This window comes from Mycobacterium ahvazicum (assembly GCF_900176255.2).
GTDB classification, from domain to species: domain Bacteria; phylum Actinomycetota; class Actinomycetes; order Mycobacteriales; family Mycobacteriaceae; genus Mycobacterium; species Mycobacterium ahvazicum.
This window is the reverse complement of sequence record NZ_FXEG02000005.1, coordinates 675,685-697,780: the sequence shown is the minus strand read 5'-3', so window position 1 is coordinate 697,780 and position 22,096 is coordinate 675,685. Positions and strand designations below refer to the sequence as shown.

Annotated in this window: 22 protein-coding genes, 1 tRNA gene and 2 pseudogenes; 5 read left to right on the top strand and 20 right to left on the bottom strand. The window is 65.0% G+C overall.

Features of this window, described 5'->3' with window-relative positions; all coding sequences use genetic code 11:
- The first annotated feature begins 56 nt into the window (after positions 1 to 56).
- The gene (locus MAAFP003_RS24460; protein ID WP_207768606.1) at positions 57 to 1,472 is read left to right on the top strand and encodes an ABC1 kinase family protein; all 1,416 of its coding nucleotides are present in this window, start codon (positions 57 to 59) and stop codon (positions 1,470 to 1,472) included.
- A gap of 148 nt (positions 1,473 to 1,620) precedes the next feature.
- Positions 1,621 to 2,684, top strand: a pseudogene (locus tag MAAFP003_RS24455) (cytochrome P450).
- Here the strand turns inward: MAAFP003_RS24455 and MAAFP003_RS24450 are convergent.
- The 6 genes and pseudogenes from MAAFP003_RS24450 to MAAFP003_RS24425 form a co-directional block, all read right to left on the bottom strand.
- Positions 2,681 to 3,790: pseudogene (locus MAAFP003_RS24450) on the bottom strand (sensor histidine kinase); the annotation flags it as partial. The pseudogenes MAAFP003_RS24455 and MAAFP003_RS24450 overlap by 4 nt on opposite strands.
- Positions 3,791 to 4,503: 713 nt before the next feature.
- A complete protein-coding gene (locus MAAFP003_RS24445) occupies positions 4,504 to 4,947 on the bottom strand; it encodes an ATP-binding protein (RefSeq protein ID WP_096290231.1) in 444 nt (147 codons plus the stop codon).
- 88 nt (positions 4,948 to 5,035) lie between these two features.
- Positions 5,036 to 5,476, bottom strand: coding sequence for a response regulator (locus MAAFP003_RS24440; RefSeq protein ID WP_096290230.1), 441 nt, complete (start codon positions 5,474 to 5,476; stop codon positions 5,036 to 5,038).
- Positions 5,477 to 5,591: 115 nt separating this feature from the next.
- Entirely contained in the window at positions 5,592 to 5,954 is a 363-nt protein-coding gene (locus MAAFP003_RS24435) for a hypothetical protein (RefSeq protein ID WP_243394189.1), read from the bottom strand.
- A 233-nt stretch (positions 5,955 to 6,187) separates the two neighbouring features.
- Positions 6,188 to 6,502: a class I SAM-dependent methyltransferase gene (locus MAAFP003_RS24430; RefSeq protein ID WP_096290228.1), complete on the bottom strand. Its 315-nt coding sequence runs from the start codon at positions 6,500 to 6,502 to the stop codon at positions 6,188 to 6,190.
- A gap of 155 nt (positions 6,503 to 6,657) precedes the next feature.
- A complete protein-coding gene (locus MAAFP003_RS24425; protein ID WP_096290227.1) occupies positions 6,658 to 7,374 on the bottom strand; it encodes an SDR family NAD(P)-dependent oxidoreductase in 717 nt (238 codons plus the stop codon).
- A 254-nt stretch (positions 7,375 to 7,628) separates the two neighbouring features.
- Here MAAFP003_RS24425 and MAAFP003_RS24420 point away from each other — a divergent pair, with 254 nt between their 5' ends.
- On the top strand, positions 7,629 to 8,420 hold the full coding sequence (locus tag MAAFP003_RS24420) for a DUF732 domain-containing protein (protein ID WP_096290226.1): 792 nt from the start codon (positions 7,629 to 7,631) through the stop codon (positions 8,418 to 8,420).
- Positions 8,421 to 8,809: 389 nt separating this feature from the next.
- On the opposite strand, the gene MAAFP003_RS24415 is transcribed toward MAAFP003_RS24420, so the two are convergent.
- From MAAFP003_RS24415 to MAAFP003_RS24400, 4 genes are all read right to left on the bottom strand, one after another.
- The gene (locus MAAFP003_RS24415; RefSeq protein WP_096290225.1) at positions 8,810 to 9,067 is read right to left on the bottom strand and encodes a hypothetical protein; all 258 of its coding nucleotides are present in this window, start codon (positions 9,065 to 9,067) and stop codon (positions 8,810 to 8,812) included.
- 53 nt (positions 9,068 to 9,120) lie between these two features.
- Positions 9,121 to 9,420: a hypothetical protein gene (locus MAAFP003_RS24410; protein ID WP_096290224.1), complete on the bottom strand. Its 300-nt coding sequence runs from the start codon at positions 9,418 to 9,420 to the stop codon at positions 9,121 to 9,123.
- 165 nt (positions 9,421 to 9,585) lie between these two features.
- Positions 9,586 to 9,657 (bottom strand) — tRNA-Thr (locus MAAFP003_RS24405).
- A 29-nt stretch (positions 9,658 to 9,686) separates the two neighbouring features.
- Positions 9,687 to 10,412 (bottom strand): hypothetical protein, encoded by a 726-nt coding sequence (locus MAAFP003_RS24400; protein WP_096290223.1) that lies wholly within the window; start codon positions 10,410 to 10,412, stop codon positions 9,687 to 9,689.
- Positions 10,413 to 10,570: 158 nt separating this feature from the next.
- Between MAAFP003_RS24400 and phoP the strand changes: the two genes are divergently transcribed.
- Together phoP and MAAFP003_RS24390 are read left to right on the top strand one after the other, a co-directional pair.
- A complete protein-coding gene (gene phoP, locus MAAFP003_RS24395; protein WP_096290222.1) occupies positions 10,571 to 11,290 on the top strand; it encodes a two-component system response regulator PhoP in 720 nt (239 codons plus the stop codon).
- A gap of 35 nt (positions 11,291 to 11,325) precedes the next feature.
- Positions 11,326 to 12,777, top strand: coding sequence for a sensor histidine kinase (locus tag MAAFP003_RS24390; protein WP_165796485.1), 1,452 nt, complete (start codon positions 11,326 to 11,328; stop codon positions 12,775 to 12,777).
- Here the strand turns inward: MAAFP003_RS24390 and MAAFP003_RS24385 are convergent.
- From MAAFP003_RS24385 to MAAFP003_RS24340, 10 genes are all read right to left on the bottom strand, one after another.
- The gene (locus MAAFP003_RS24385) at positions 12,774 to 13,184 is read right to left on the bottom strand and encodes an HIT family protein (protein WP_096290221.1); all 411 of its coding nucleotides are present in this window, start codon (positions 13,182 to 13,184) and stop codon (positions 12,774 to 12,776) included. The genes MAAFP003_RS24390 and MAAFP003_RS24385 overlap by 4 nt on opposite strands.
- A 37-nt stretch (positions 13,185 to 13,221) precedes the next feature.
- Entirely contained in the window at positions 13,222 to 13,641 is a 420-nt protein-coding gene (locus MAAFP003_RS24380) for a ketosteroid isomerase family protein (protein WP_096290220.1), read from the bottom strand.
- Between the two features lie 19 nt (positions 13,642 to 13,660).
- Complete coding sequence (locus MAAFP003_RS24375) at positions 13,661 to 15,715, bottom strand: oxidoreductase (protein WP_096290219.1); 2,055 nt, start codon at positions 15,713 to 15,715, stop codon at positions 13,661 to 13,663.
- A gap of 15 nt (positions 15,716 to 15,730) precedes the next feature.
- On the bottom strand, positions 15,731 to 16,858 hold the full coding sequence (locus MAAFP003_RS24370) for an NDMA-dependent alcohol dehydrogenase (RefSeq protein ID WP_096290218.1): 1,128 nt from the start codon (positions 16,856 to 16,858) through the stop codon (positions 15,731 to 15,733).
- A gap of 154 nt (positions 16,859 to 17,012) precedes the next feature.
- On the bottom strand, positions 17,013 to 17,567 hold the full coding sequence (locus tag MAAFP003_RS24365) for a nuclear transport factor 2-like protein (protein ID WP_096290217.1): 555 nt from the start codon (positions 17,565 to 17,567) through the stop codon (positions 17,013 to 17,015).
- Between the two features lie 3 nt (positions 17,568 to 17,570).
- Positions 17,571 to 17,777, bottom strand: a complete 207-nt coding sequence (locus MAAFP003_RS24360; RefSeq protein WP_096290216.1) for a ferredoxin — start codon at positions 17,775 to 17,777, stop codon at positions 17,571 to 17,573.
- Positions 17,778 to 17,786: 9 nt separating this feature from the next.
- Complete coding sequence (locus MAAFP003_RS24355) at positions 17,787 to 19,139, bottom strand: cytochrome P450 (protein WP_096290215.1); 1,353 nt, start codon at positions 19,137 to 19,139, stop codon at positions 17,787 to 17,789.
- Between the two features lie 52 nt (positions 19,140 to 19,191).
- Positions 19,192 to 20,016 carry an SDR family oxidoreductase gene (locus MAAFP003_RS24350; RefSeq protein ID WP_096290214.1) on the bottom strand — a complete coding sequence of 275 codons (825 nt, stop codon included), beginning with the start codon at positions 20,014 to 20,016 and terminating at the stop codon, positions 19,192 to 19,194.
- A complete protein-coding gene (locus MAAFP003_RS24345; protein ID WP_096290213.1) occupies positions 20,016 to 21,239 on the bottom strand; it encodes a cytochrome P450 in 1,224 nt (407 codons plus the stop codon). The genes MAAFP003_RS24350 and MAAFP003_RS24345 overlap by 1 nt, the downstream gene beginning before the upstream one ends.
- Positions 21,236 to 21,874: a TetR/AcrR family transcriptional regulator gene (locus MAAFP003_RS24340; protein WP_096290212.1), complete on the bottom strand. Its 639-nt coding sequence runs from the start codon at positions 21,872 to 21,874 to the stop codon at positions 21,236 to 21,238. The genes MAAFP003_RS24345 and MAAFP003_RS24340 overlap by 4 nt, the downstream gene beginning before the upstream one ends.
- Positions 21,875 to 22,096 lie beyond the last annotated feature (222 nt).

Genomic DNA, 22,096 nt, shown 5'->3' with positions numbered 1-22,096 from the left:
GATCACTTACTCTTTTACAAGGTAGCACTTAATGGGCGCGGTTGGTGAGAGGCCAGATGCCGGATCAGGATAGTCCGCTGCCGCAGGGCCGGATCCGCCGCACCATGCCGTTGGTGGGCTTCACCGCGAGGGCGGCGGGGGGCCGACTCGTCGCGGGACTGCGCCAACGAGCGGGCGAAGAGGACGCCGTCGAGCGCTTTCACGAACGCACAGCCGACCGCTATACCGAACTGCTCGGGCACTCCAAGGGTGTGCTGATGAAGCTCGGCCAGATCATGTCGATGATCGACAGTCGTGCGGTGGGCACCGGCGGGTTCTGGCCTTATCAGAAAGCCATGAGCCGCCTGCAGGCCGACGCTCCGCCAATGCATCCGGAGCTGGTTAGAGAAGTCCTCGATGCCGAACTCGGTTCGGCCGTAGCGCAATTCGCCGAGTTCACCGACGAGCCGTTGGCCGCCGCGTCGATCGGTCAGGTGCACCGCGCCACCCTGCGCGACGGTCGCGCGGTTGCCGTCAAGATCCAGTACCCCGGTGTGGGCAAGGCAATCCGAGATGATCTGGCCAATACGGAGTTGTTGACCACGTTTCTGCGTTTCATGACCTCGGCATCGGGAATGAAGCCGGACTTTCAGTCGGTGGCCCGCGAGGCCGCGGCTCGGATCTCCGAAGAGGTCGATTACCGGCATGAGGCGGCGATGATCACCGCGTTCAGCGACCTCTACCGGGGCCACCCGTTCATTCGGGTGCCCGAGGTCATCCCGGAGGCGTCCGGCGATCGGGTGTTGACGATGAGTTACCTCGACGGGATGAACTTTGCGCGGGCAAAAGAGGCCGATCAGGATCTGAAAAATGTGTGGAGCGAGGCGATCCTGCGTTTCAGTCAAAGCAATTTCCGGCACGCGAACCTGCTGCACGCCGACCCTCATCCCGGCAATTACCTATTCAACGACGACGGCACCGTGGGATTCGTGGACTTCGGTTGCGTGAAGATCCTGCCCGAACCGCAACGGTGGCGATTGGTCGCGATGCACCGGGCCGTGATCGACGGACGCAAACACGACTACCGCGACCTGATGGTGCAGGCGGGGTTCCTCACTGCCGATTCCGACCTGACCGCCGACGAGCTGTACCGGTGGCAATCGGAGATGCTCTACGAGTTCATCGGTGCACCGCAGCCGGTCACCTACACGCCCGAAACGACCGCACGCACCATCCAGGGGTTGTTCGACCTTCGTGTTCCCGACCATCCGATGGCCCGCATGAACGCGCCCGAAGACTTTGTGTTCGCGGGACGCGTCCAGCTCGCCGTCGGCAGCCTGTTTGATGGCCTCCGCGCGACCACACCGGCCCGGGCCATCATCGACGACATGGACGGTGTGGCCAAGCCGACCACCGAGCTGGGCAAGCTGCATCATGCCTGGGTCCGCAAGCGCCGTCTCCCGTCGGCATTGGACCACCATGACCGTCCCTGAAATCCCTGAAATCCCTGAAATCCCTGACATACCTGAGAACCCGGCGATCACGCGGTTGCCCTGGGACGCCGCGGACCCCTTCGCCTACTACGAGTACCGACGACGCTCGGAGGGCGACGTGGTCTGGGAACAGGGGATGGGGGCGTGGCTGGTCCTCGGCTATCAGCCCGTGCAACAGATTCTCGGGGGTGCCGGGTGGACGAGTAGCCCGCTCGCGAACGCCCGCGCCCGGGAGGCCCTTCGGGCTGTCGATCGAGACATGTTGCGCCGCAACATCTTGTTCAGCGACGGCGTCGACCATCAACGGCTGCGTGATTCGGTTCGAGACTTTTTTACCCCGTCCTTTGTCTCCGGTCTGAACGAAGGCATCGAAGCGATTGCCACGGAAACGATCGACCGCATCCCGGCCGGAGTCGACTTCGACTTCATGACCGAAATCGCAGCGCCGCTACCGATCGCGGTCGTCGCAGCCTGGATGGGCCTCGACGTCGACACGGCACGGTTGTTCGGCGACGAATGTCCAGCCATCAGCCGCATGATCAACGACGTCGCGGACACCGAGGCCGTCGAAGCCGGAACAGCCGCATTCGCGGCACTGGTCGCCGAGTTGCTTCCGCTGGCGGCGGACCGCCGCACCCACCGCCGCGACGACCTGCTCGGCTATATTGCTGCGGACCCAAACCTCGAACTCGACGACGTGGTCACCACGGCGGCGATCATCGCGGCCGCCGGGATTGAAACGACGGCAAATCTGTTGGGCGCAGCCATGATCGGCTGCTAAAGCCCAGGCCCAACCGTATTCGCCTCATAGACGCCATCGACGTGGTCGACGATCGAATTGTCAGCGAGCTACTGCGCCTGGACGGACCCGTCCAGGCCGTGGCGCGCACGGCCACGCTCGACCAGATCGTGGGCGGTGTTGCCATCCACGCCGGGGAGCCGGTCATCGCCGTGATCGGCGCCGCCAATCGCGATCCGGAGGTTTTCAACTGGCCTACCAGGCTCCAGGCGGACCGCTGCGGACCAGCGCCGCTGACGTTCGGCTACGGATCGCACTACTGTCTGGGCGCAGCGCTCGCCCGCCTCGAAATTGCTGTGGCCCTGCAACACATCCTGGCCCGCCGCCCGGTGCTTCGTGATGACCCGATATGGCGGACCACTCCCGCGATTCGCGGTCCCCTGCGCGTGTCGATGGCCTTCGAGGAAGGTTAAAGGTGGCCACCAGCTTGCCGCGGCGCGACCGGGCGTAGCGGCAGGAGGAGCCGAAAGCGTGCCCCGCTGTCGGTCGGCAGGCAGGTCAGCTCCCCCTGGTGGGCGCGCGCCAGTGCGCGGGCGATGGGCAGGCCGAGCCCGGCGCCGCCGTGGTCACGATGGCGCGAAGAGTCAAGTCGGACAAGGCGATCGAAGATTCTTTCGCGGTCGGCGTCCGGGATTCCCGGTCCCGAGTCGGTGACCGTCAACTCGGCACAGCGCAATCCCGAATGATCGGCCGCGCGCACGTCGAGCACGATGTGGCCACCGGCCGGAGTGTGCCGGCGGGCGTTGTCGGCGAGATTCGACACGATCTGGGTGACCCGGGTGCGGTCGGCGTGAATGGGTGCGGTGGGGTCACCGGTACGGCTCACGGTCAGATCGGGGGAAAGCACCGCCGCGCGTTCGCGTTCGGCTTCGGCGATGGCGACGAGGTCGGTGTCGGCGAGCTCCAGGGTCAGGCCCGCGTCGATGCGGCTCAGGTCGAGCATGTCGGCGACCAGCCGACCGGCCCGCCGGGATTCGTTGAGTAACAGTGTCGCGCGGCGGTATTGGCGGTTGGCTGACGCGTCGTCCTCCGCCTGCACAGTGGCGCCCAAGATCTGCTCGGCGGTGGTCCGGATACCGGTGATCGGAGTGCGCAGTTCATGGGCCGCGTCGGCCAAGAACCGACGAGTGCGCTGTTCGGAAGCTTCCAACGCGTCCAACATGCTGTCGAATGCGGCTGCTGCCCGGCCTAATTCGGTGTTGGCGCGATCCGGCCGCAGTCGTTGTCCCCGATCACCGGTGGTGATGGATCGGGCGAGCGTGGTGAGTCGGTCCAACGGCCGCAGGGCGGTGCGGGTGACAACGATCAGCAAGAGACCGGCCACTACAAGGGTGATCACGCCCCCGGCGATCATCACTTCACGCAACCGCCGAATCAGCGCGGTGGTTTGGGTGGTGTCTGCTACCAGGATCACCCGCCCGCCCGATGCCAACGGGTGCACGACGACCGTCGCTGTGGCGTCCGGCGGTGGTGCGGCGGGCGGCGGGAACGGGAAGACCGCGGGTGGCGGCGGTGGAGGACCCCATCCGGGGCGGCTCTTTTACACACCCCACGCCGTCGGCGATAACGCCGAGTTAGGTTTCCGTGAGCACCTGCTTAACTAAATCATAAATATAACTATTAATACTTCTACGCGCGACAACGGGCGCCAGATGGGTAAAAGGGACAGGCCCGGAGCCTGGGCCCCCGACCCATCGCCGGGTGCGCACCAACCAGCTCCCGGCGTACCGCCGCCCCCGGCATCCGGCCCGGGTCGTTGACGGCATGCGCACCTGGTGGCCGCCTGTGGCCGCCTGCGCCGCCGGCACGACCGCCACCGCAGGGCGCGAACTGCGGGAATGAACCGACGAACAGAAATGAGAAATGGGTCGAGTGATGAAGATAAAGACGTTAATCGCTGGGTCGCTGTTGGCAGGTGCTCTCGGGACCGCCGCGATGGGCATCGGTGGCGCGGTGGCCGGAGCGGATCCCTTCCCGCCACCACCGGGCCCTGGTCAGCCGGGACCGCCGCCGCCCGGCCCGGGTGGACCGTTCGGCCCGCCGGGGCCTGGTGGGCCGATGGGGGGCCCGCCTCCCGGTGGCCCGCTTGGGCCGCCGCCGCCCGGAGCGCCGCACCCGCCGGGCTTCTGATTCGGCTACACGTACCTGGTGGCCGCCTCTGTCATTGAGGCGGCCACCGTCAGGTGCAACGACTAAAGTCGTTGGAATCCAACGGCTTTGAGCGGAGCTACCTCAGGGCTTCTGGGCCGCGGAATAATCCAGGCACACCGTGGTGCCGCCGGGGCGAGTGTTGATGGTGCAGTGGTCTGCCAGCGCATGCATCAACATGATGCCGCGAGAAGCTCGAGGGTCGTGGGGTTGGCGCGGCGAGCGCCGGTGCCAGCTGCCACGATCGCTGACGCACACGCTGATCGTCTGCGCCGCGGGGTCATAGCCGGCCTGTAGCCGCATGGGGCCGACGACGTCCTGAGCGTGGTAGGCGTGTTCGACGCAGTTGGCCAGTGCTTCGTTGGCGCCGAGGATGACATCCCCGCTGACCTCTGGCGAGGCCTGCGGCAGCTCCCGCAGCCAGCGTCGCAAGGTATGGCGCAACTTGCACGCGGTCGCGGCGTCGGCCGCACCCGTGCAACTCAACTGCGCCGGGACGGCGGAAACTGCGGGGACCTCAGCGTTCATAGGCCATCGCATACCCCGTCGACTCTGGAAAAAACAAGGGACCCGTATCGCTTCTGCCACAGATCAATAGACGCACCGAGACTTGAGCTCAGCGGCGTGGGGGCAGTCGCACGATCTGGACGAAGAAGTTGTCGATCGTTCTGATGGCCGCCATGTAGCGATCGAGGTCGACAGGCTTTGTGACGTAGGCATTGGCATGGAGGTTGTAACTACGCAAGATGTCCTCTTGGAGAGACGACGTGGTGAGCACGACGACCGGGATGTCCTGCAGGTCGGGGTCTGACTTGACGGTCTGCAAGATATGGCGGCCGTCGAATTTGGGCAGATTGAGATCCAGCAGGATGAGATCTGGCCGTGGCGCGTCGCGAAATTCGCCGCGGCGGTAGAGGAAGTCCAGTCCTTCTGCGCCATCACGTGCGACATGCAGGTTGTTGGCGATCTTGTGGTGTTCGAACGCTTCTCGCGTGATCAGTTCATCACCGGGGTCGTCTTCGACGAGTAGTACGTCTATCGGATAAGGCGACGTCATCGGGGGAATCCACCTTTCGGGCGGGCGACGCGCACAAAGCGCTTCTTGAAAAGTGGTTTACCCCTTGGTAATAGGCACTAATCCGACTGTGACGCTTTGCTCACCAGTCGCTAATCTATTGGCCGGCAATGGCATCCATTGGCGGGCCATCACCGTGCCCGACACCGCGATGGGCCAGGCTCGTCGCCAGTGCCCTACCGCCTTGGACGGTCCCGACAATGTCCACAGCATCGTTGACCGTGAAATGTGAAGCGACAGTGAGCGGTTTGCTGCCATGGCCGGTGATCACGGTGGTGTCCGGGGTGAGCAAATAGGTCTGGGTGTACCCGCTGGCGCTACGCGCGGTTATCGAATCCGCCGATACCGCGATCAGGACTCCCTCCTGACTCACCGGGACCGACGCAGGAGGTGTCGCCGCGGTCACATGGGCAGGTGCCACTGGCTTTTCGGTGTCGACGGTAAGGGCGGCGAAACTCACCGCGCACAGCAGGGAGACGGGAGCAGCCCCACACATAAGCAATCGGCGTCGCCGTCTGCCCGGTCCTGTCAGTCGGTGCTTGGCGCCCACGATCAATCCTTCTTTCCGCGGTGCGGCGCCAATGGTCATCGGCTCCGACCCAGTCAGATTCGTTGCAGGGGGAATTACCCGACGCGCCCTGCGGGTAAACCCGGCGCTGCCGCGGCGGCTCGTCGTCCGGTCGCCGGGATTGTTCAGCTCGCGTTGAGCGTCGGGCAATCCTCGTAGCGAGCCGCGTCGATGTAGGCGTCGGCGCGTTCGGCCGCCTCGTCGCTATCCACCCCGGTCAGGTCGTAGTTGTTCGCCTTTTCCGCGGTGCTGACGATCTGGCGCCGCGACCACCCCTGCGCCAAGGCTGCGCATATCGTCTTTTCGGTCTGGTTTCTATGGTTCGGCCAGTCGGGCAAGAAGGTCACCTGATCGGCGCTTGCCGTGGCGATCATGCCAGGCAGCGCGCCCATTCCAAGGAGTGGAATCGTCAGCGACACTCCGTAGAGCAATTTCTTCATGGCCGCCGACCGTACGCTCGTTAACCGAGAGTTTACTGTGTTGTCACTGTGTGGACTTTCATTTTGCTGGGCAGCTGAACTCAGTTCCGTCACCGAGCGGATCACTATTTGCCGCCATTCACGTTGATCGATTGCCGCACTGGGCCTTTGAATGGCTAGGCTCCGGCGAGCAGGGCTGCGTATTGATTCTCGAGTACCTTGGCTGGGCCCATGCGCCACATTTCCGCCAAGGATTGCGAGAGGGCGTCGGGAAAGATCTCGTCCTCGTCGTTTTCCAGCCCGTCGAAGATCCCCTGCGCCACCGATTGCGTTGATGCTTTTGGTATTTCGAGACCTCGAGTCATATCGGTATCCACCGGGCCAGTGAGTACGGCATGCACGCGGATGCCTTGCGGCGCCAAGGTGAAGCGCAGCGATTGCGTCAGCGAGAACGCCGCGGCCTTGGACACGGAGTACGCCGGGATGATCGGCAATGGCGCCAGGGCGTTGAGCGAAAGGTTGTTGACGATCGAGCCGCCTTGGCGCGCGAGAATAGGCAGGTACGCGCTGATTACCGCGTAGGTGCCGAAAAGGTTGACGGCCAAGTGTTGTTCGAGTGCGGATCGATCGCTCAGGTCGTCGTATTGCGCCACACCCGCGTTATTGATCAGGATGTCGACGGCGTCCACCTGTGTGGCCGACTGTTGAATCTGCGCCGGTTCGGTGATGTCCAGCGCTAACGGTGTTACACGAGAGTCGAAGTTGGCCAACGGCTTTCGTGAGCCGACATATACCCGACTGGCGCCCCTGTTCAGGGCTTCGTCGACGAGGGCGCGTCCGATACCGCGGTTGCCCCCGGTAATCAGCACCGCTTTGTCCGAGATGGTGACCATGATCGCAAGCTCCTTGGTTGCTGGTGGCAGTGAGCGGGCGCCCGCCGGTGTCGGTGGTCGAGCCGTCCGTCGGCAGATGTCCGTATGTGATCCGATACGTGGACCCGTGACGATTCATCGGTCAGCTGGTCAACGGCCGCTGACGTTCGAGCCGTCCGGGCCGACGGACATCGCGGGCGCCGGCGCCGTACCGCGTTGCGCACGGTATCGGCCTGGACTTGTCACAACGTCGTGACACTCGCAAACTGGTTGATATGCGCGACCGCGAGACCATCGAGTCAGAATTACGGCGGATCGCTGCGCAGGGCGCTCAGCCCTCATCCCGAGAGGCCGACGAGCTGCTCGACGAACTACTGGCTCATAGCGCCGGGATTCCGTACTCCGCACCCGTTGCGGCGGCGGAGTTCGACTACGTCCCGGACGCCTGGTTACGCGAGCCTCCTCGCGAGACGAAGACCGAAAAGACCATGACGCGCCGACGCAAGGGCGCGCTGCGCCGCTTCGGCCTTGTCGCGGCGCTGCCGCTGTCTCTGGTAGCACTTGTCGCCGCGGTGGTGGTGATGCTCGCGTTGCGCCATCACGATTCATCGGCGCCGTCGGCGCAACCGCAACCGACGGAAGGCCCGCCGTCGGTCGCGCCGCCCCAGCCGGTCGCACCCAAAGCGCCAGCGTCGCGGGGGGACGTCGTCGACACGGCGTTCATCGAGGCGTTGAAGCACGAAGGCGTACCGGTTCCCAGCCAGGAGTACGTCGTGGCCCAAGGGCACGCGGTTTGTGATTTCCTGGCGCGCCAACGCAATTTCTCGGATGCGGTCGGATTCGTGCAGCGATCTTCGATATGGGACGCCAACCAGAGCACCGAGGTCACCGCGGGCGCCATCGTCTCGTACTGTCCGCAGTCCCGGCCCTCGATGGCGGACGAGATGCAGCCGGCTTACCAGAACACTCTCTCGGATCTGCAGGCCATCGAAGGAAAACTGCAGGGCATCCAAGACGATCTGCACGGCATTCAGGGTGGGCTGGACAACCTCCCGGGTCACCCGTAAACCGGGTCACCCAGCGCGGAGCCTCCTGTCAGGATTGAACTCGCCTGACGGTGCGGCGGGGGAGGGTGAAAGCCCCTCTTAGCAGCGAAAGTTCGTTACCAGAGATCAAGGGAGATATCTGTAACTGCAGCGGAATTGTGGGCATTTTGTGGGCAGAAGTCTGGCGGAGGGCCCGTCGGCCTGCCTCGCATCTCATCCGTTCCGAGATAGCATTCAATTCTGTTCGGGCCTGGTCGATTTGGTCGTAGGCGTACCTCGCGATGGCAGCGAGGTGCCTCGGTCTGTCCGGGCGGGCCCGGTGAAAGTGCGCGACCATTCCTGCCTGCGGACCGGACACCACTTCCGGCTCGCTCACATTGCAGTTCAGAACTGATTGGGCAATTTGTCAGTCACTCATTTGTGGGCCACGCCGAATAGTAGGCTCCGATTGCTTTTTCGATTGCTTGACCGCGCTCGTTCGGCCGCCAATCGGGCCCGAGATTGTTCATCATTTCGGTGATGAGGACGTCCACCACGGCGCGAGTCTGTTCGCTGCTCGGCTCTTTTGTGGCGCGAAGTTCAGTGGGCATGGCCGGTTCCAGGCGTGCCAGTTCGTCAATAATCACCGCGCGATGCTCCGCCGGGATGGCGTCCAGAACATTGTTCACGGGTTGATCTCCGAGAGGGAGGGCACTCCCACGCCACCGACCCCCGCCACCGGTTACACCTGAGGTATCGAGGCGCCGAGAGCGGCGGCTTGCTGCGCGCCATCGATGTCCGTCGCAGCAAACTCGGTGCCCGCCATGGCTGATTTGAGCGCACTCGTTTGCGCTCGTTGGGCCAGGGTGGCGATGGCTTCGTCCAGGGCCGCATGGGTAGCACCGACAGCGCCGGACGTCGCCTGGATGGCTAGCCCCACCCTGGGCAGCGGTGTCGCCGCCACCAACTCCGCCGAGACCGTCGCGCAGTGTGCCGCCAGCACCTGCAACCCCTCATTGCTGACCCGAAAAACGTCGGCCACATCGCAGACTTTAAAGCGCCGCGGGGGACACGCCAGTCAGTTCGCCGTTTGGCTAACGCTCACCTCTGGCCACCTCACCGGAAAATGTGGGCAAGAAAGTCTCAACCGCCCGATTGTTCGACGCCGAAAACGCCTCTACCAGCACCGACGGGAACCGAAAGTGGGAGCCCCCTGTCAGGATTGAACTGACGACCTTTCGCTTACAAGGCGAGTGCTCTACCACTGAGCTAAGGAGGCCGGGGTAAATCGGGTGCCAGCTTAGCCGTTCAGGCGTCGCCCTCGATGATCCGCTGCGACGGCACCGGACGTGACACGGTGCGTCGCCCGGGTCGCCGGCCCGGCAGCGGGATCCGCTCGGCGATGTTGCTCAGCGGGTTAACGACCATAGTGAGCGCGTTGACGGCGTCCTGCAGCGTGGCGATGGCCGGCTCGAGCGCTTCCATCCCGGGCGTCAATCGCGCCAAAGTGTCGGCGACGTCGGCAAGCTGGTCCAGCGGACCGTTTTTGGCGGTCAGCTTGTCGATCAGGCCGCCCTCGGACAACAGGCGGTCCGCCAGCCCATCCTCGGACAACACGCGCTCGATCAGCCCGTCCTCGGATAGCAGCTGATCGGCCAGCCCGCCCGGTTGCAGCGTCCGATGCAGGCCGCCGCCCTCCGCGGTCAGCCGATCGACCAGGCCGCCGTCCGACATCAGCAGGTCGACCACGCCGCCCGGGCGCAGCAACCGGTCGAGCGGCCCGTCGACCGCCATCGCTCGTCCCAGCGGTGCGTCGTCGTCCATCATTCTGGCCAGCCGATTGGCACGGTTGATCGCGTCGTCGAGCCCCAGCATCGAGGTCACCGCGTTGGTGCGGGTTTGTCCGCTCTCGCCGAGTGATCGCTTCGCCACCCCGACGGCCGCGGTGGCAAGATTCAGGCTCGCTTCGGCAGCCGCAAGGCCGACCCGGGCGGGCGCGGTCGCGGCGGACACCATGCTCTTGGCGAGATCCATGGTTCGAGTCTATGCACGACGCGCCCTCAAAAACCGGGTACCGGTCCAAGCTGATGCGATGATTCCTGGCAGACTACTAGCAGAAGCTTGTCACCGAGCTCCCAGGAATTACACAATTATTACATAGGCAATGTTCAGCTTAGGACGGGACAACCCAGATGACAGCGGCACCCCAAAGCGACACCAAACCGGAAGCCCGCATCCTCGTCGTTGACGACGAGGTCAATATCGTCGAGCTGCTCTCCGTGAGTCTCAAGTTCCAGGGGTTCGAAGTCTCCACCGCGACCAACGGAGCCCAGGCCCTGGACCGCGCGCGTGAAGCGCGCCCTGACGCGGTGATCCTCGACGTGATGATGCCCGGCATGGACGGCTTTGGTGTGTTGCGGCGGTTGCGGGCCGACGGCATCGATGCCCCGGCATTGTTCCTGACGGCACGCGACTCCCTGCAGGACAAGATCGCGGGTCTGACGCTGGGCGGTGACGACTACGTGACCAAGCCGTTCAGTTTGGAGGAGGTCGTTGCCCGGCTGCGGGTCATCTTGCGGCGGGCCGGCAAGGGTGGCGCCGAAACCCACAATGCCCGACTGACTTTCGCCGACATCGAGCTCGACGAAGAGACCCACGAAGTGTGGAAGGCCGGCGAACCGGTGTCGTTGTCGCCCACCGAATTCACGCTGCTCCGTTACTTCGTAATCAATGCGGGGACGGTGCTGAGCAAGCCGAAAATCCTTGACCACGTTTGGCGTTACGACTTCGGCGGCGACGTCAATGTCGTCGAGTCCTACGTGTCGTATCTGCGCCGGAAGATCGATACTGGGGAGAAGCGGCTGCTGCATACCCTGCGCGGGGTGGGCTACGTTCTTCGGGAGCCGCGCTGAGTACGCACCCGGCCATTCGCGGAAAGTAGCAATCGGTGGCGAAGAAGACGGAAACGACCGCCCAGGTTCGCCGGGGACTGCCCCTGCGAGTGGGTCTGGTCGCGGCAACCCTGGTGTTGGTTGCGTGCGGGCTGGCGGCCTCGGGGGTCATGGTCACGTCGATCCTGCGGCACAGTCTGGTCAGCCGCATCGACACGACGCTGCTCGAGGCCTCGCGCGGTTGGGCGCTGGCCCCGCGGCGGCAACTGACGGCGTCTTCCTACGAAGGCCCGGACCCGGGCCGGCCCCCGTCGAAGTACTACGTGCGCGGTGTCGGCACCGACGGCCAACCGTTTACCGCCATCAATGACCGCAACGCCGAACCGGCCCTGCCGCCCAACAACGACGTGGGCCCCAATCCGACTACGCTGCCCTCGGTCAACGGCTCCGACATTCAGTGGCGAGCGGTGTCGGTACACGGGCCGCACGGCCTGACGACCGTCGCGATCGACCTGTCCGACGTCCAGCAAACCGTCCGGTCGCTGGTCTGGTTGCAGTTCGGCATCGGGGTGGCCGTGCTGGTGGTGGTCGGCATCGCCGGCTTCGCGGTGGTGCACCGCAGCCTGCGCCCGCTGGTCGAGGTCGAACAAACCGCCGCCGCGATCGCCGCGGGCCAGCTGGACCGTCGCGTTCCCGAACGTGATCCCCGCACCGAAGTGGGCCGGCTTTCGTTGGCGCTCAACGGAATGCTCACCCAGATTCAGCAAGCGGTGGCATCCTCGGTGTCCTCGGCCGAAACAGCACGCGGCTCGGAGGATCGGATGCGACGGTTCATCACCGACGCCAGCCACGAACTGCGGACCCCGCTCACCACCATTCGCGGCTTCGCCGAACTGTATCGGCAGGGCGCGGCGCGCGACGTGGCGATGTTGCTGTCGCGCATCGAAAGCGAAGCCAGCCGGATGGGCCTACTGGTCGACGACCTGTTGCTGCTGGCCCGGCTGGACGTGCAGCGGCCGCTGGAACACCATCGCGTCGACCTGCTGGCGCTGGCCAGTGACGCCGTGCACGATGCGCAGGCCATCGACCCGAAGCGCACCGTCACGATGGAAATCCTCGACGGCCCCGGCACTCCCGAGGTGCTCGGTGACGAGGCGCGGATCCGCCAGGTGCTGAGCAATCTCGTCGCCAACGCCCTGCAGCACACCCCGACCAGTGCCGACCTCATCGTTCGGGTCGGTACCGACGGCGACGACGCGGTGATCGAGGTGGCCGACCGGGGGCCCGGCATGAGCGAGCAGGACGCGTCGCGGGTGTTCGAGCGGTTCTATCGCACCGACTCGTCGCGCGCGCGGGCCAGCGGTGGTACCGGCCTGGGGCTGTCCATCGTCGACTCGCTGGTTCACGCGCACGGCGGCAAGGTCACCGTCCAAACGGCGCCCGGTGAGGGCTGTTGTTTCCGCGTCACCCTGCCGCGCGTGAGCGACGTACCGGCCCAGGTCGGCTAGGCCTGGCCTAGCTGCTCGAGCGCCGCTTTGATCCTGGCCTGCGCCTGATCGAGCGACTCCGGCGACGGATTGCGGTCGACGTTGGCGAAGCCGAAGTCGCTGAGGCTGCGGGTGGGGAAGACGTGAACGTGCAGATGCGGCACCTCCAGACCCGCGATGATCAGCCCGGCCCGCTCGGCCCGAAACGCCTTGCACACCGCCTTGCCTATCAGCTGGCCGACCGACATCACGCGCGCGAACGCGCCTTGTTCGACGCTCTGCCACTGATCGATCTCGGCGCGCGGCACCACCAGCGTGTGCCCCTGGGTCATCGGCTCGATCGTCAGGAATGCGACGACGTCGTCATCCTCGTACACAAATCGGCCCGGCAGTTCACGGTTGATGATCTTGGTGAAGATCGACGACATGGCCCCAGCATAGGTAGGACCATCCGGCGCCGTTGCGTCAGTCCTCCTGGCCGAACTCCATCACGTCGAGGTTCCAGTAGCCGCGCATGTTGGTGATCAGCCCCGCCTCGTTGACCTTGTAGGTGAACACGCCGCGCACCTTGCTGGTCATGCCGCCCTCAAACTTGCTCTGCAGCACCAGAATATGAGCGATCTCGTTGGGATCACTCGATCCGAACGTCTCTTCGCAGGTGATGGTCAGCTGGTTTTGCGCAATGTTGTTGTCGAAGAACTCGCCGACGGCGGCTTTGCCACGCACACCGGTGCCGTCGGGGTTGGTGACCGACTTGCCGATCGGGTCCTCGATGACCACGTCGTCGGTCATCAGCGCCAGCCAGCCGTCCCGGTCTTTGCCCTGCGCGCACCGCCACGACGACTGCGAGGCGGTCAGTGCCGGGGATTGGGTGGTTTGGGTCATCGCTATCTCTCTCCTGTCGTTAGATCGCGCACGCGGCGCGCGCGCCCTCTTCGGTTGCCTTACGAATAAGCCCCAGACCGCTGCAATCGCCGGCGGCATGCACGTCGGCCCCGGGCAGGGCGGCCGTCACGCTGTCGAACAGTGCGGTGTCGGGTTCGACGGACCCGGCGATCACGACGCTGTCGGCGGGCAGTTCGCGAGTGGTCCCACCGACCGGGGTGAATATCACGCCCCGGGTCGTGATGCGGTCGACGGCCGCGCGGATGTGCACGGTGACGCCGAGCCGGTCGAGTCGGTCCATGTGTTCAGTCTTGCGCTTGTTACCCACTTCCGGGGCGATGTCCTTGCCGGACTCGAGGATCGACACCAGCCGGCCCCGGCCGGCCAGGAACTCGGCGAGTTCCAGGGCGACCAGGTCTCCGCCGATGATGACGACGCGGCGGCCCACCGGCATCCAGGCGCGGGTGGCAAGCCGAACGGCGGCCGGGTGCACCAGCCGCTGCCGCCGGCCCGCCAGTAGCGCGGCGCCCAGCCGTTGCCAGGCCGGATCGGTGCCTTCGGCGTGGCCGCCGAGCAACTGACGCAAACCCGGCCCGGTGTGCACGTGCGGCAGCTCGGCTCCTGGAATCGCCGGTACCGCGACGTGACCGCCGGTGGCGACCACCACGGCGTCGGGCGCATGCGCGAGAACGTCGTCGACCGAAACTGCATGGCCCATATGCACTTTGGCGGTGCTGAGCCTGATCTCGTCGCGTAGATACCGTAGGAACGGTTGGTTCTCGGGATGCAGCACGCAGGCCCAGCGCAGCGCGCCGCCGAGTTGGCCGGCGCGCTCGAAGAGCGTGACGCGGTGGCCGCGCTGAGCGGCCACGCGGGCGGCCTCCAGGCCGGCCGGCCCGCCGCCGATCACCACGACGCGCTTGGCGCGACCGGCGCGTGGCGCAGACAGTTCGCGTTCCTTGCCGGTGCGGGGATTGACGGCGCAGTCGACAGAGAAGCGCTGTTCCATTGCGTCGATACAGTTTTCGCAAGAAATGCACTTGCGGATGCGGTGCGATTGACCGGTCTGCAGTTTGCGGGGCAGATCGGGGTCGGCCAGCAGCGGGCGCCCCATCGCGATGAAGTCCGCGCGTCCATCGGCGAGGATCTGCTCGGCCCGGACGGGGTCATGGATCCGGCCGACGGCGATCACCGGCACATCGACCGTCTGCTTGACGGCCGCGGCCGCGCCGACATTGAGCGCGTCGCCGTCGTCGGCGGCGTTGACCATGCCCGTGACGAGCCGGTCTATCACCCCGCCGCTGACGTGGAAGGCGTCGACCCCCGCTGCGACAAGTTCGGTTGCCATGCGGGCGGTTTCGTAGATCGCCCGCCCTCCGGCGACCCGTTCGTAGCCGGAGATGCGCAGCGTGATGGGCAGCGCGTCGCCCACCTCGGACCGAATGGCGGCCAGCGCCTCCAGCACCACCCGCAGCCGGCCCCGGGTGGAGTCACCCCGATAGTCGTCGGTGCGTCGATTACGTTGTGGTGCAAGGAAAGAGCCCAGCAGCATGTAGCCGTGTGCGGCGTGCAGTTCGATACCGTCGTAGCCCGCTTCGGCGGCGCGGCGCACCGCTCCCTTGAACAAGTCGAAGACTTCGCGGAGTTGTCGCTTGCTGATTTCGCTGGACGGGCGGCCGGTGAGATACGACGGGATCACCGATGGCCCCAACGATTCGACCCCGAAAAGCTCCGGGCCCAGCCCGTCGGGGCCGGCGTGCACGATCTGCGGCTGGATCTTGGCGCCGTGTTCGTGCACGACCTCCACCAGCGCCCGATGGGCGCCGATCGCCTCGTCGGTGGCCAGATGAAGGCCACCGGGAGTCTCGGGGTGGTGATGGTCGACCCCGGTGGCGCCCAACGTGATCAACCCGACCCCACCGCGGGCACGAGCGGCGAAATAGTCGCGGGTGCGCGCCGACGGTAGCCCGTCGCCGGTGCCGTACATCGTCTCCATCGGAGACATGACGACCCGGTTGCGCACCGTCATGGCGCCGATTCGCCCCGGCGCCAAGAGGTGCGGAAAGCTGGTCACCCAGGACCGGTCGGGTTACCGGTCGGCGTCGGTGTACCGAATGACGCCGCGAATGTTCTTGCCGTCCAGCATGTCCTGGTAACCCTCGTTGATCTGCTCGAGGCGGTACTGGGTGGTGACCATGTCGTCCAGGTTGAGCTTGCCGGCCTTGTACATCGACAGCAGCTGCGGGATGTCGTACTGCGGGTTACCACCGCCGAAGATGGTGCCCTGCAGGTTCTTCTGCATCAGGGTCAGCATCGCCAGATTGATGTTGACGTTGGTGTCCAACAGGCTGCCGATCGCGGTCAGCACGCAGGTCCCGCCCTTTTGGGTGATGTTCAGGTAGTTGTCGATGTCGGCCCCGTGCAGCTCGCCGACGGTGACGACCACCTTGTGGGCCATCAGGCCGTAAGTGACCTCGGCAATGCCCATCAGCGCGGCGTTGATGTCCGGGTAGACGTGGGTGGCTCCGAACTTCAGTGCCTGGTCGCGCTTCCACTCCACCGGGTCGATCGCGAAGATGTAGCGGGCACCGGCGTTGACCGCACCCTGTAGCGCGGCCATGCCGACACCGCCGACGCCGACGATCGCGACGTCCTGGCCCGGCCGGATGTCGGCGGTGCGGACCGCCGAGCCGTAGCCGGTGGTGACGCCGCAACCGACCAGGGCGGCCACCTCGAACGGCACCGACGGGTCGATCTTCACCACCGAGGCGCGGTGCACAACCATGTACGGCGAGAAGGTGCCCAGCAGCGTCATCGGGAAGACGTTCTGGCCGCGGGCCTGGATGCGGAAGGTGCCGTCGCTGACCGCCTCACCGCCGAGCAGGCCGGCGCCCAAGTCGCACAGGTTGCGCATGCCGGACTGGCAGGTCGGACACTGCCCGCAGGACGGGATGAACGACAGCACCACGTGGTCGCCCGGCGCGATGTCCTCCACGCCGGGGCCGACCTCGGTGACGATGCCCGCACCCTCGTGGCCGCCGAGAACGGGGAAGCCCGCCATCGGGATGCCACCGGTAACTAGATGATGATCCGAATGGCACATCCCGGCCGCTTCCATCTGGATCTTGACCTCGTGCGCTTTGGGGTCGCCGATCTCAATTTCCTCGATGGACCACGGCTGGTTGAATTCCCAGATCAGTGCGCCTTTTGTCTTCATGAAGGACCTCCACTAACGTGCCCTGACCCGAATGCCGGTGAAAGGGGCCGGCCGGGGCCGGATGGCAATTTAGAACGTGTTCTCATTCGCTGACCATTATGACGTGCATCACCGGGCTGTAAACAAGTGGGGGTCCAACCAACCGGTCGGGAGGTCACCAGATGGGAACGGGAGCCTGGCCGAGCGGATAGTAACCGGGCAGCTTCTCGCCGGCGATGCTGCGCTCGATGCGCTTCTGCATCCCGTCGCTCAGGTCGCCGGACTCGATCAGCTTGCCGAACATGTACGCGACGTGACCGAAATCGAAGAAATCACGTTGCCACTCGATTAGTCCTTCGGCGTTCAGGCGGAACCAGCTGCCGCCGATGCCGTAGATCTCGTCGCGGGTGCCGTCGGCCTTGTTCACGATCTGCTTCCAGAAGCCGACGATCTCACCCTGCTTCTCGTCGATGAGCACCTTCTGGTACTCGTAGACCCAGTTCTCCAGGCCCTCCATCTCGAGGCCGAGTGCGACATCGCGGATCTCGTCGACACCCACGCACATCACGTCTTCCTTCGGGCCGATGTTCCAGCCGTAGGTCGCGTCCTTGGCGTAGAAGTCGGCCAACGGCTTCCAGTCGCCGGCCTTTTCGCAGTCCTTGTTGGTCTGTAGCCAGCGCTCGACCCATGCCTCGAGATCTGCGCGCGAGTGTGACGCCTGTGATGTCATGGATCAGTCTTCCTTTTCCTCGATGAATAGGGCTTGGGTTGGGCACATATCGACCGCGCGCTGGACTTCATCGCGGGCGTCTTCGGGCGGTTCTGAGTCGAGGATCTCGACCTTGCCCCGCCTGGGCACCTTGAAGTAATCGGGTGCCTCCAGCTCGCACATGGCGTGGCCCTGACACAAGTCCAGGTCGACTCCGATACGAAATGCCATCGCCGGCTCCTAGGCGGTGCGCTTGCGGTAGCGGGCCTTGGCGGGCCGAGCCAGCTGGACGACCATCTTGGAGTGGTCGTTGTGGTAGGTGTCGGCCGGCTGCGCCATCTCAAACTCGTACTCGCGCAACAGGACCGAGAAGATCGCCTTGATCTGCATCTGGGCGAACGCCGCGCCCACGCAGCGGTGCCGCCCGGCGCCGAACGGAATCCACGTCCACCGGTTGACGATGTCGGCCTGCTCGGGCTTGTTGTAGCGGTCCGGCTTGAACGCGTCCGGATCGGGGAAGTCCTCGGGAATGCGGTTGCTGATCGCGGGGGACGCCGCGACGAAGTCTCCCTTGTGGATCGGGAAACCTTCGACCTCGAACTCGCCTTGAGCCACCCGCATCAGGATGATCAGCGGAGGGTGCAGCCGCAGTGTCTCCTTGACCACGTTGTCCAGCTTCGGAATCGACCGCAGCGCATGGAAACTCACTTCCTGGCCGTCGGCGTACAGCTCGTCGAGCTCGGTCAGCACCTCGGCGTACACGTCGGGATGGCGGATCAACTCGATCAGGGTCCACGCCGAGGTCCCCGAGCTGGTGTGGTGCCCGGCGAACATCAGCGAGATGAACATGCCGGTGACCTCGTCGGCCGAGAAGCGCAAGTTGCCCTCTTCGTCCTTGATGGACACCAGCACGTCGAGCATGTCGCGGTCGCTCTTGTCCTTGGGCGGGTTCGCGATCCGCTGATCCATGATTTCCTGAACCAGTGCAACGAGTTTCACCCGCGCCTCGTCGCGCAGCTTGAAACTCTCGATCGGCAGGTACGGGTCGACGTAGCACAGCGGGTCGGTGCCGCGCTCCAATTGGTGGTAGTACTCGGCGAAGCGGTGGTCGAGCTGCTCGCGGAACTTCAGCCCGATCAGGCAGGCGGTCGAGGTGTAGATGGTCAGCTCGGCGAAGAAGTCGAGCAGCTCGATTTCGCCCTCGTCGCCCCAATTGGCGATCATCTTCTTGACTTCGCCCTCGATCGTGGCGGCGTGCCCCTTCATCTGCTCGCCGCGCAGTGCGGAGTTGTGCAGCATCTCCTTGCGCCGCTCCGGGCTGGCGTCGAACACCACGCCCTTGCCGAAGATCGGCGTCATGAACGGGTAGGCCTCGGCCTGGTCGAGATCCTCGTCGGCGGAGCGGAAGAAGAACTCGTTGGCGTTCGCGCCGGACAGCAGGATCACGTGCTTGTCGACCAGCTGGAACCAACCGACGTCGCCACACTCCTCGCGGACGCGCTTCATCAAACCGATTGGGTCGGTACGGAATTCCTCAAGATGGCCGTGCTCTTCTTCGCCGCCGGAAACCCGTGGCACGATGGCGGCTGTCATTTGCTCACTCCTTCTCGCCGCGCGCCGCGCGCCGCATCGTCGATTCGCGAAGTCATGACGGCATCCCCTCTTCGCCCAGGGCGAGCTTCTGTCGGTCTTTGTTGTCGGCCAGCGGGGCTTCGGGCTGAAGCTCCATGCTTGCGATGAATCCACCACGCGGTGTCTCGGCGACGAACGTGATGGCTCGTCCGAGGTCTGCCGCGCGCAGGAAGTAGTCGTGGCGCGCCTGGCCCCACTTGGCCCAGTCCTCCAGCGCGGGACCGATCTTGTCGGCCGGGAGACTCCAGCCCATCGACGTCTTGGTCGGGCCCGGGTGCACGATCGAGGCCCGCACACCAGTGCCCTCCAGTTCCATCTGGAAATTGGTGACCATGGCGACCAGTGCGGCCTTGGCCGCGCCGTAGGCGCCCATGTGCGGGCGCTGGCGCAGCGCGACATCGGAACCCACGAAGATCAGATCGCCGCGCTGGCGTTCGAGCATGCCCGGCAGCACGGCCGAGGCCAACCGGAAGGCGCCGACAAGGTGGATCTGCAGCTGCGATTCGAACTCGTCGCCTGCGATCTCGGCGAGCTTTCCGAAGTAGGTGTCACCCGCGCCGGCGACCAGTACCTCGATGTCACCGAGGGCGTCGACCGACTGTGCAACAAAGGTTTTCACCGAGTTCGGGTCGGTGACGTCGAGGTGGAATCCGACCGCCTCGCCACCGTCGGCGTTGATCTTGCCGACGATATCGTCGAGCTTTTCGACCCGGCGGGCGCCCAGGGCGACCGGGAAGCCGTGGGCGGCGAGTTCGATAGCGGTGGCCTCTCCGATACCGGAGGAGGCGCCGGCGACGATCACCGGCCGACGTTCGGGCAGGGGGGCGAAGCGAGGCATCAGCGGGTCTCCACGGTGATGGGTAGGTGAGCGAATCCGCGGACATTGCTGGAGTGGACGCGGACGGCGTTGGCCTCGTCGACTTGATATCCGCGGATTCGCTTGAACAACTCGGTGAGCGCTACGCGTGCCTCCATCCGGGCCAGGTGGGCTCCCAGGCAGAAATGCGCCCCGCTACCGAAACTCATTAACTTGGAACCGATTTCACGTCCGATCACATAGTCGTCCGGGTTATCGAACACCCGCTCGTCGCGATGGGCGGAGCCGGGCAGCAGCAGAACCACATCCCCGTCGGGGATCGTGGTGCCGTAGAGGGTGAGCTCGCCGGCCACGGTGCGGGCGAGGATCTGGCTGGACGTGTCGTAGCGCAGGGTCTCCTCGACCCACGGCGTCACCAGTTCGGGATCGTCGTAGACTCCTGCCAACTGGTCGGGGTTCTTGTGTCCCCAAAACGCAGCGTTGGCAAGCAATTTGGTGGTGGTCTCGTTTCCGGCGATCACCATCAGGAACATGAAGCCGAGTACTTCGTCGTCGGTCAGGCGGTCGCCGTCGATCTCTGCTTCCAGCAGCGCGGTGGTCAGATCGTCGGTCGGCTTGGTGCGCCGCTCGGCGACCATCTGCTGGTAATACACGATCAGGTTGATCGACGCCTCGACCGCCTCCGGCGGCACGTCGGTGACGCCCTCGTCGCGGTGCATCACCCCGTCGGCCCAGGCCCGCACCTGCACGCGGTCGGCCTCGGGTACCCCCATCAGCTCGGAGATCACATCCATCGGTAGCTTGCCCGCGAACTCGTCGACGAAATCGACAGTGGCGCCGCCGGATGCGGCCGCGTCCAGCATCGTGTCGAGGTGCTTGACCGCGATTTCGGTGACCCGCGGTTCGAGCTCGCGAATGCGGCGCGGGGTGAACCCCTTCGACACCAATGTGCGCAGCCGCAGGTGGGCCGGATCGTCCATCGCGAGGAAGCTCATCGTCTTGCTGGCATGCGGGCCGCGCGACGCCGGGTCCAATGAGACGCCGTATTTGTTGGAAAGCGTTGTGCTGTTGCGGAATCCCTGCAACACATCCTGATGCCGCGACAGCGCCCAGAACTTCAGTTCGTCATTGCGATACAACGGCGCTTCGTCGCGCAGCCGTTTGTAGTACGGATACGGATCTTCGTGGAAGTCGTAGTCGTAAGGATCGAGGACCAATTCGTGATCTCCAACGTGGAGGGTCATTTGGTTCTTGTCTCCTGGCTCGTCTCCCCGGTGCCGGGCAGGATCAGACTGACGACATAGGCCAACCGGTCGGCGATCTGGTGATAGGTGAACTGGCCACTGGCGGCTTGTACCAGTGCGCCGAAGAATGTCATTTCGAGCGCGGACACCGTGCTGGCGTCGGCGCCTGGCCCGATGGCCGTCGCGATGCGACGGTGGATCTCCGCACCGATGCGGTCCCGCGCGGCGCCCACCGCGGGATCGGCGCTTCCGCCGAGTAGCGCGATCGTGCACGCGGCGCCGACCTCGGGTTCGTCGGCGACCACCAACGCCAGGTGGCGCAACACCTTGTCCACCCGAACGGGCATGGGGTCGTTGACATCGGTGAAGAACGGGACCTGTTGCACCAGGTCCAGATACACCTCGGCGATCAAGTGGTTTTTCGACGAGAAGTAGGTGTAGGCGGTGGCGGGGGCCACTTTGGCCCGGGCCGCGACCGCTCGCACCGTCAGGGCGGCGTACGACTTCTCGCGCAGGGGTTCGATGCCGGCGGCAAGCACCTTGCGGAAAGTCTCCTCTTGGCGGCGATTGCGCGGCGCCTGACCGCTTGATTGCCCGTTCTGGGCTGTGACTGTAACCAGGGCATCGCTGGACACATGTCCAAGCTATCGGACAGCAGGGACGCGAAGCAAGCCCGCCGATCAAATCGGCTGGTTAATGAGCATTTATGCTGCGGTATGCCGTCGGTTTGGAGATCGGCTCTTGCACCGCTGATGGACCGACAGCTATGGTGCCTGGGGGCATTATCGGACAACTGTCCATTCGAATGGGCGTGTCGAATCACCCCTTGGATTTGCCACCCATAGACGGGAGCGAGA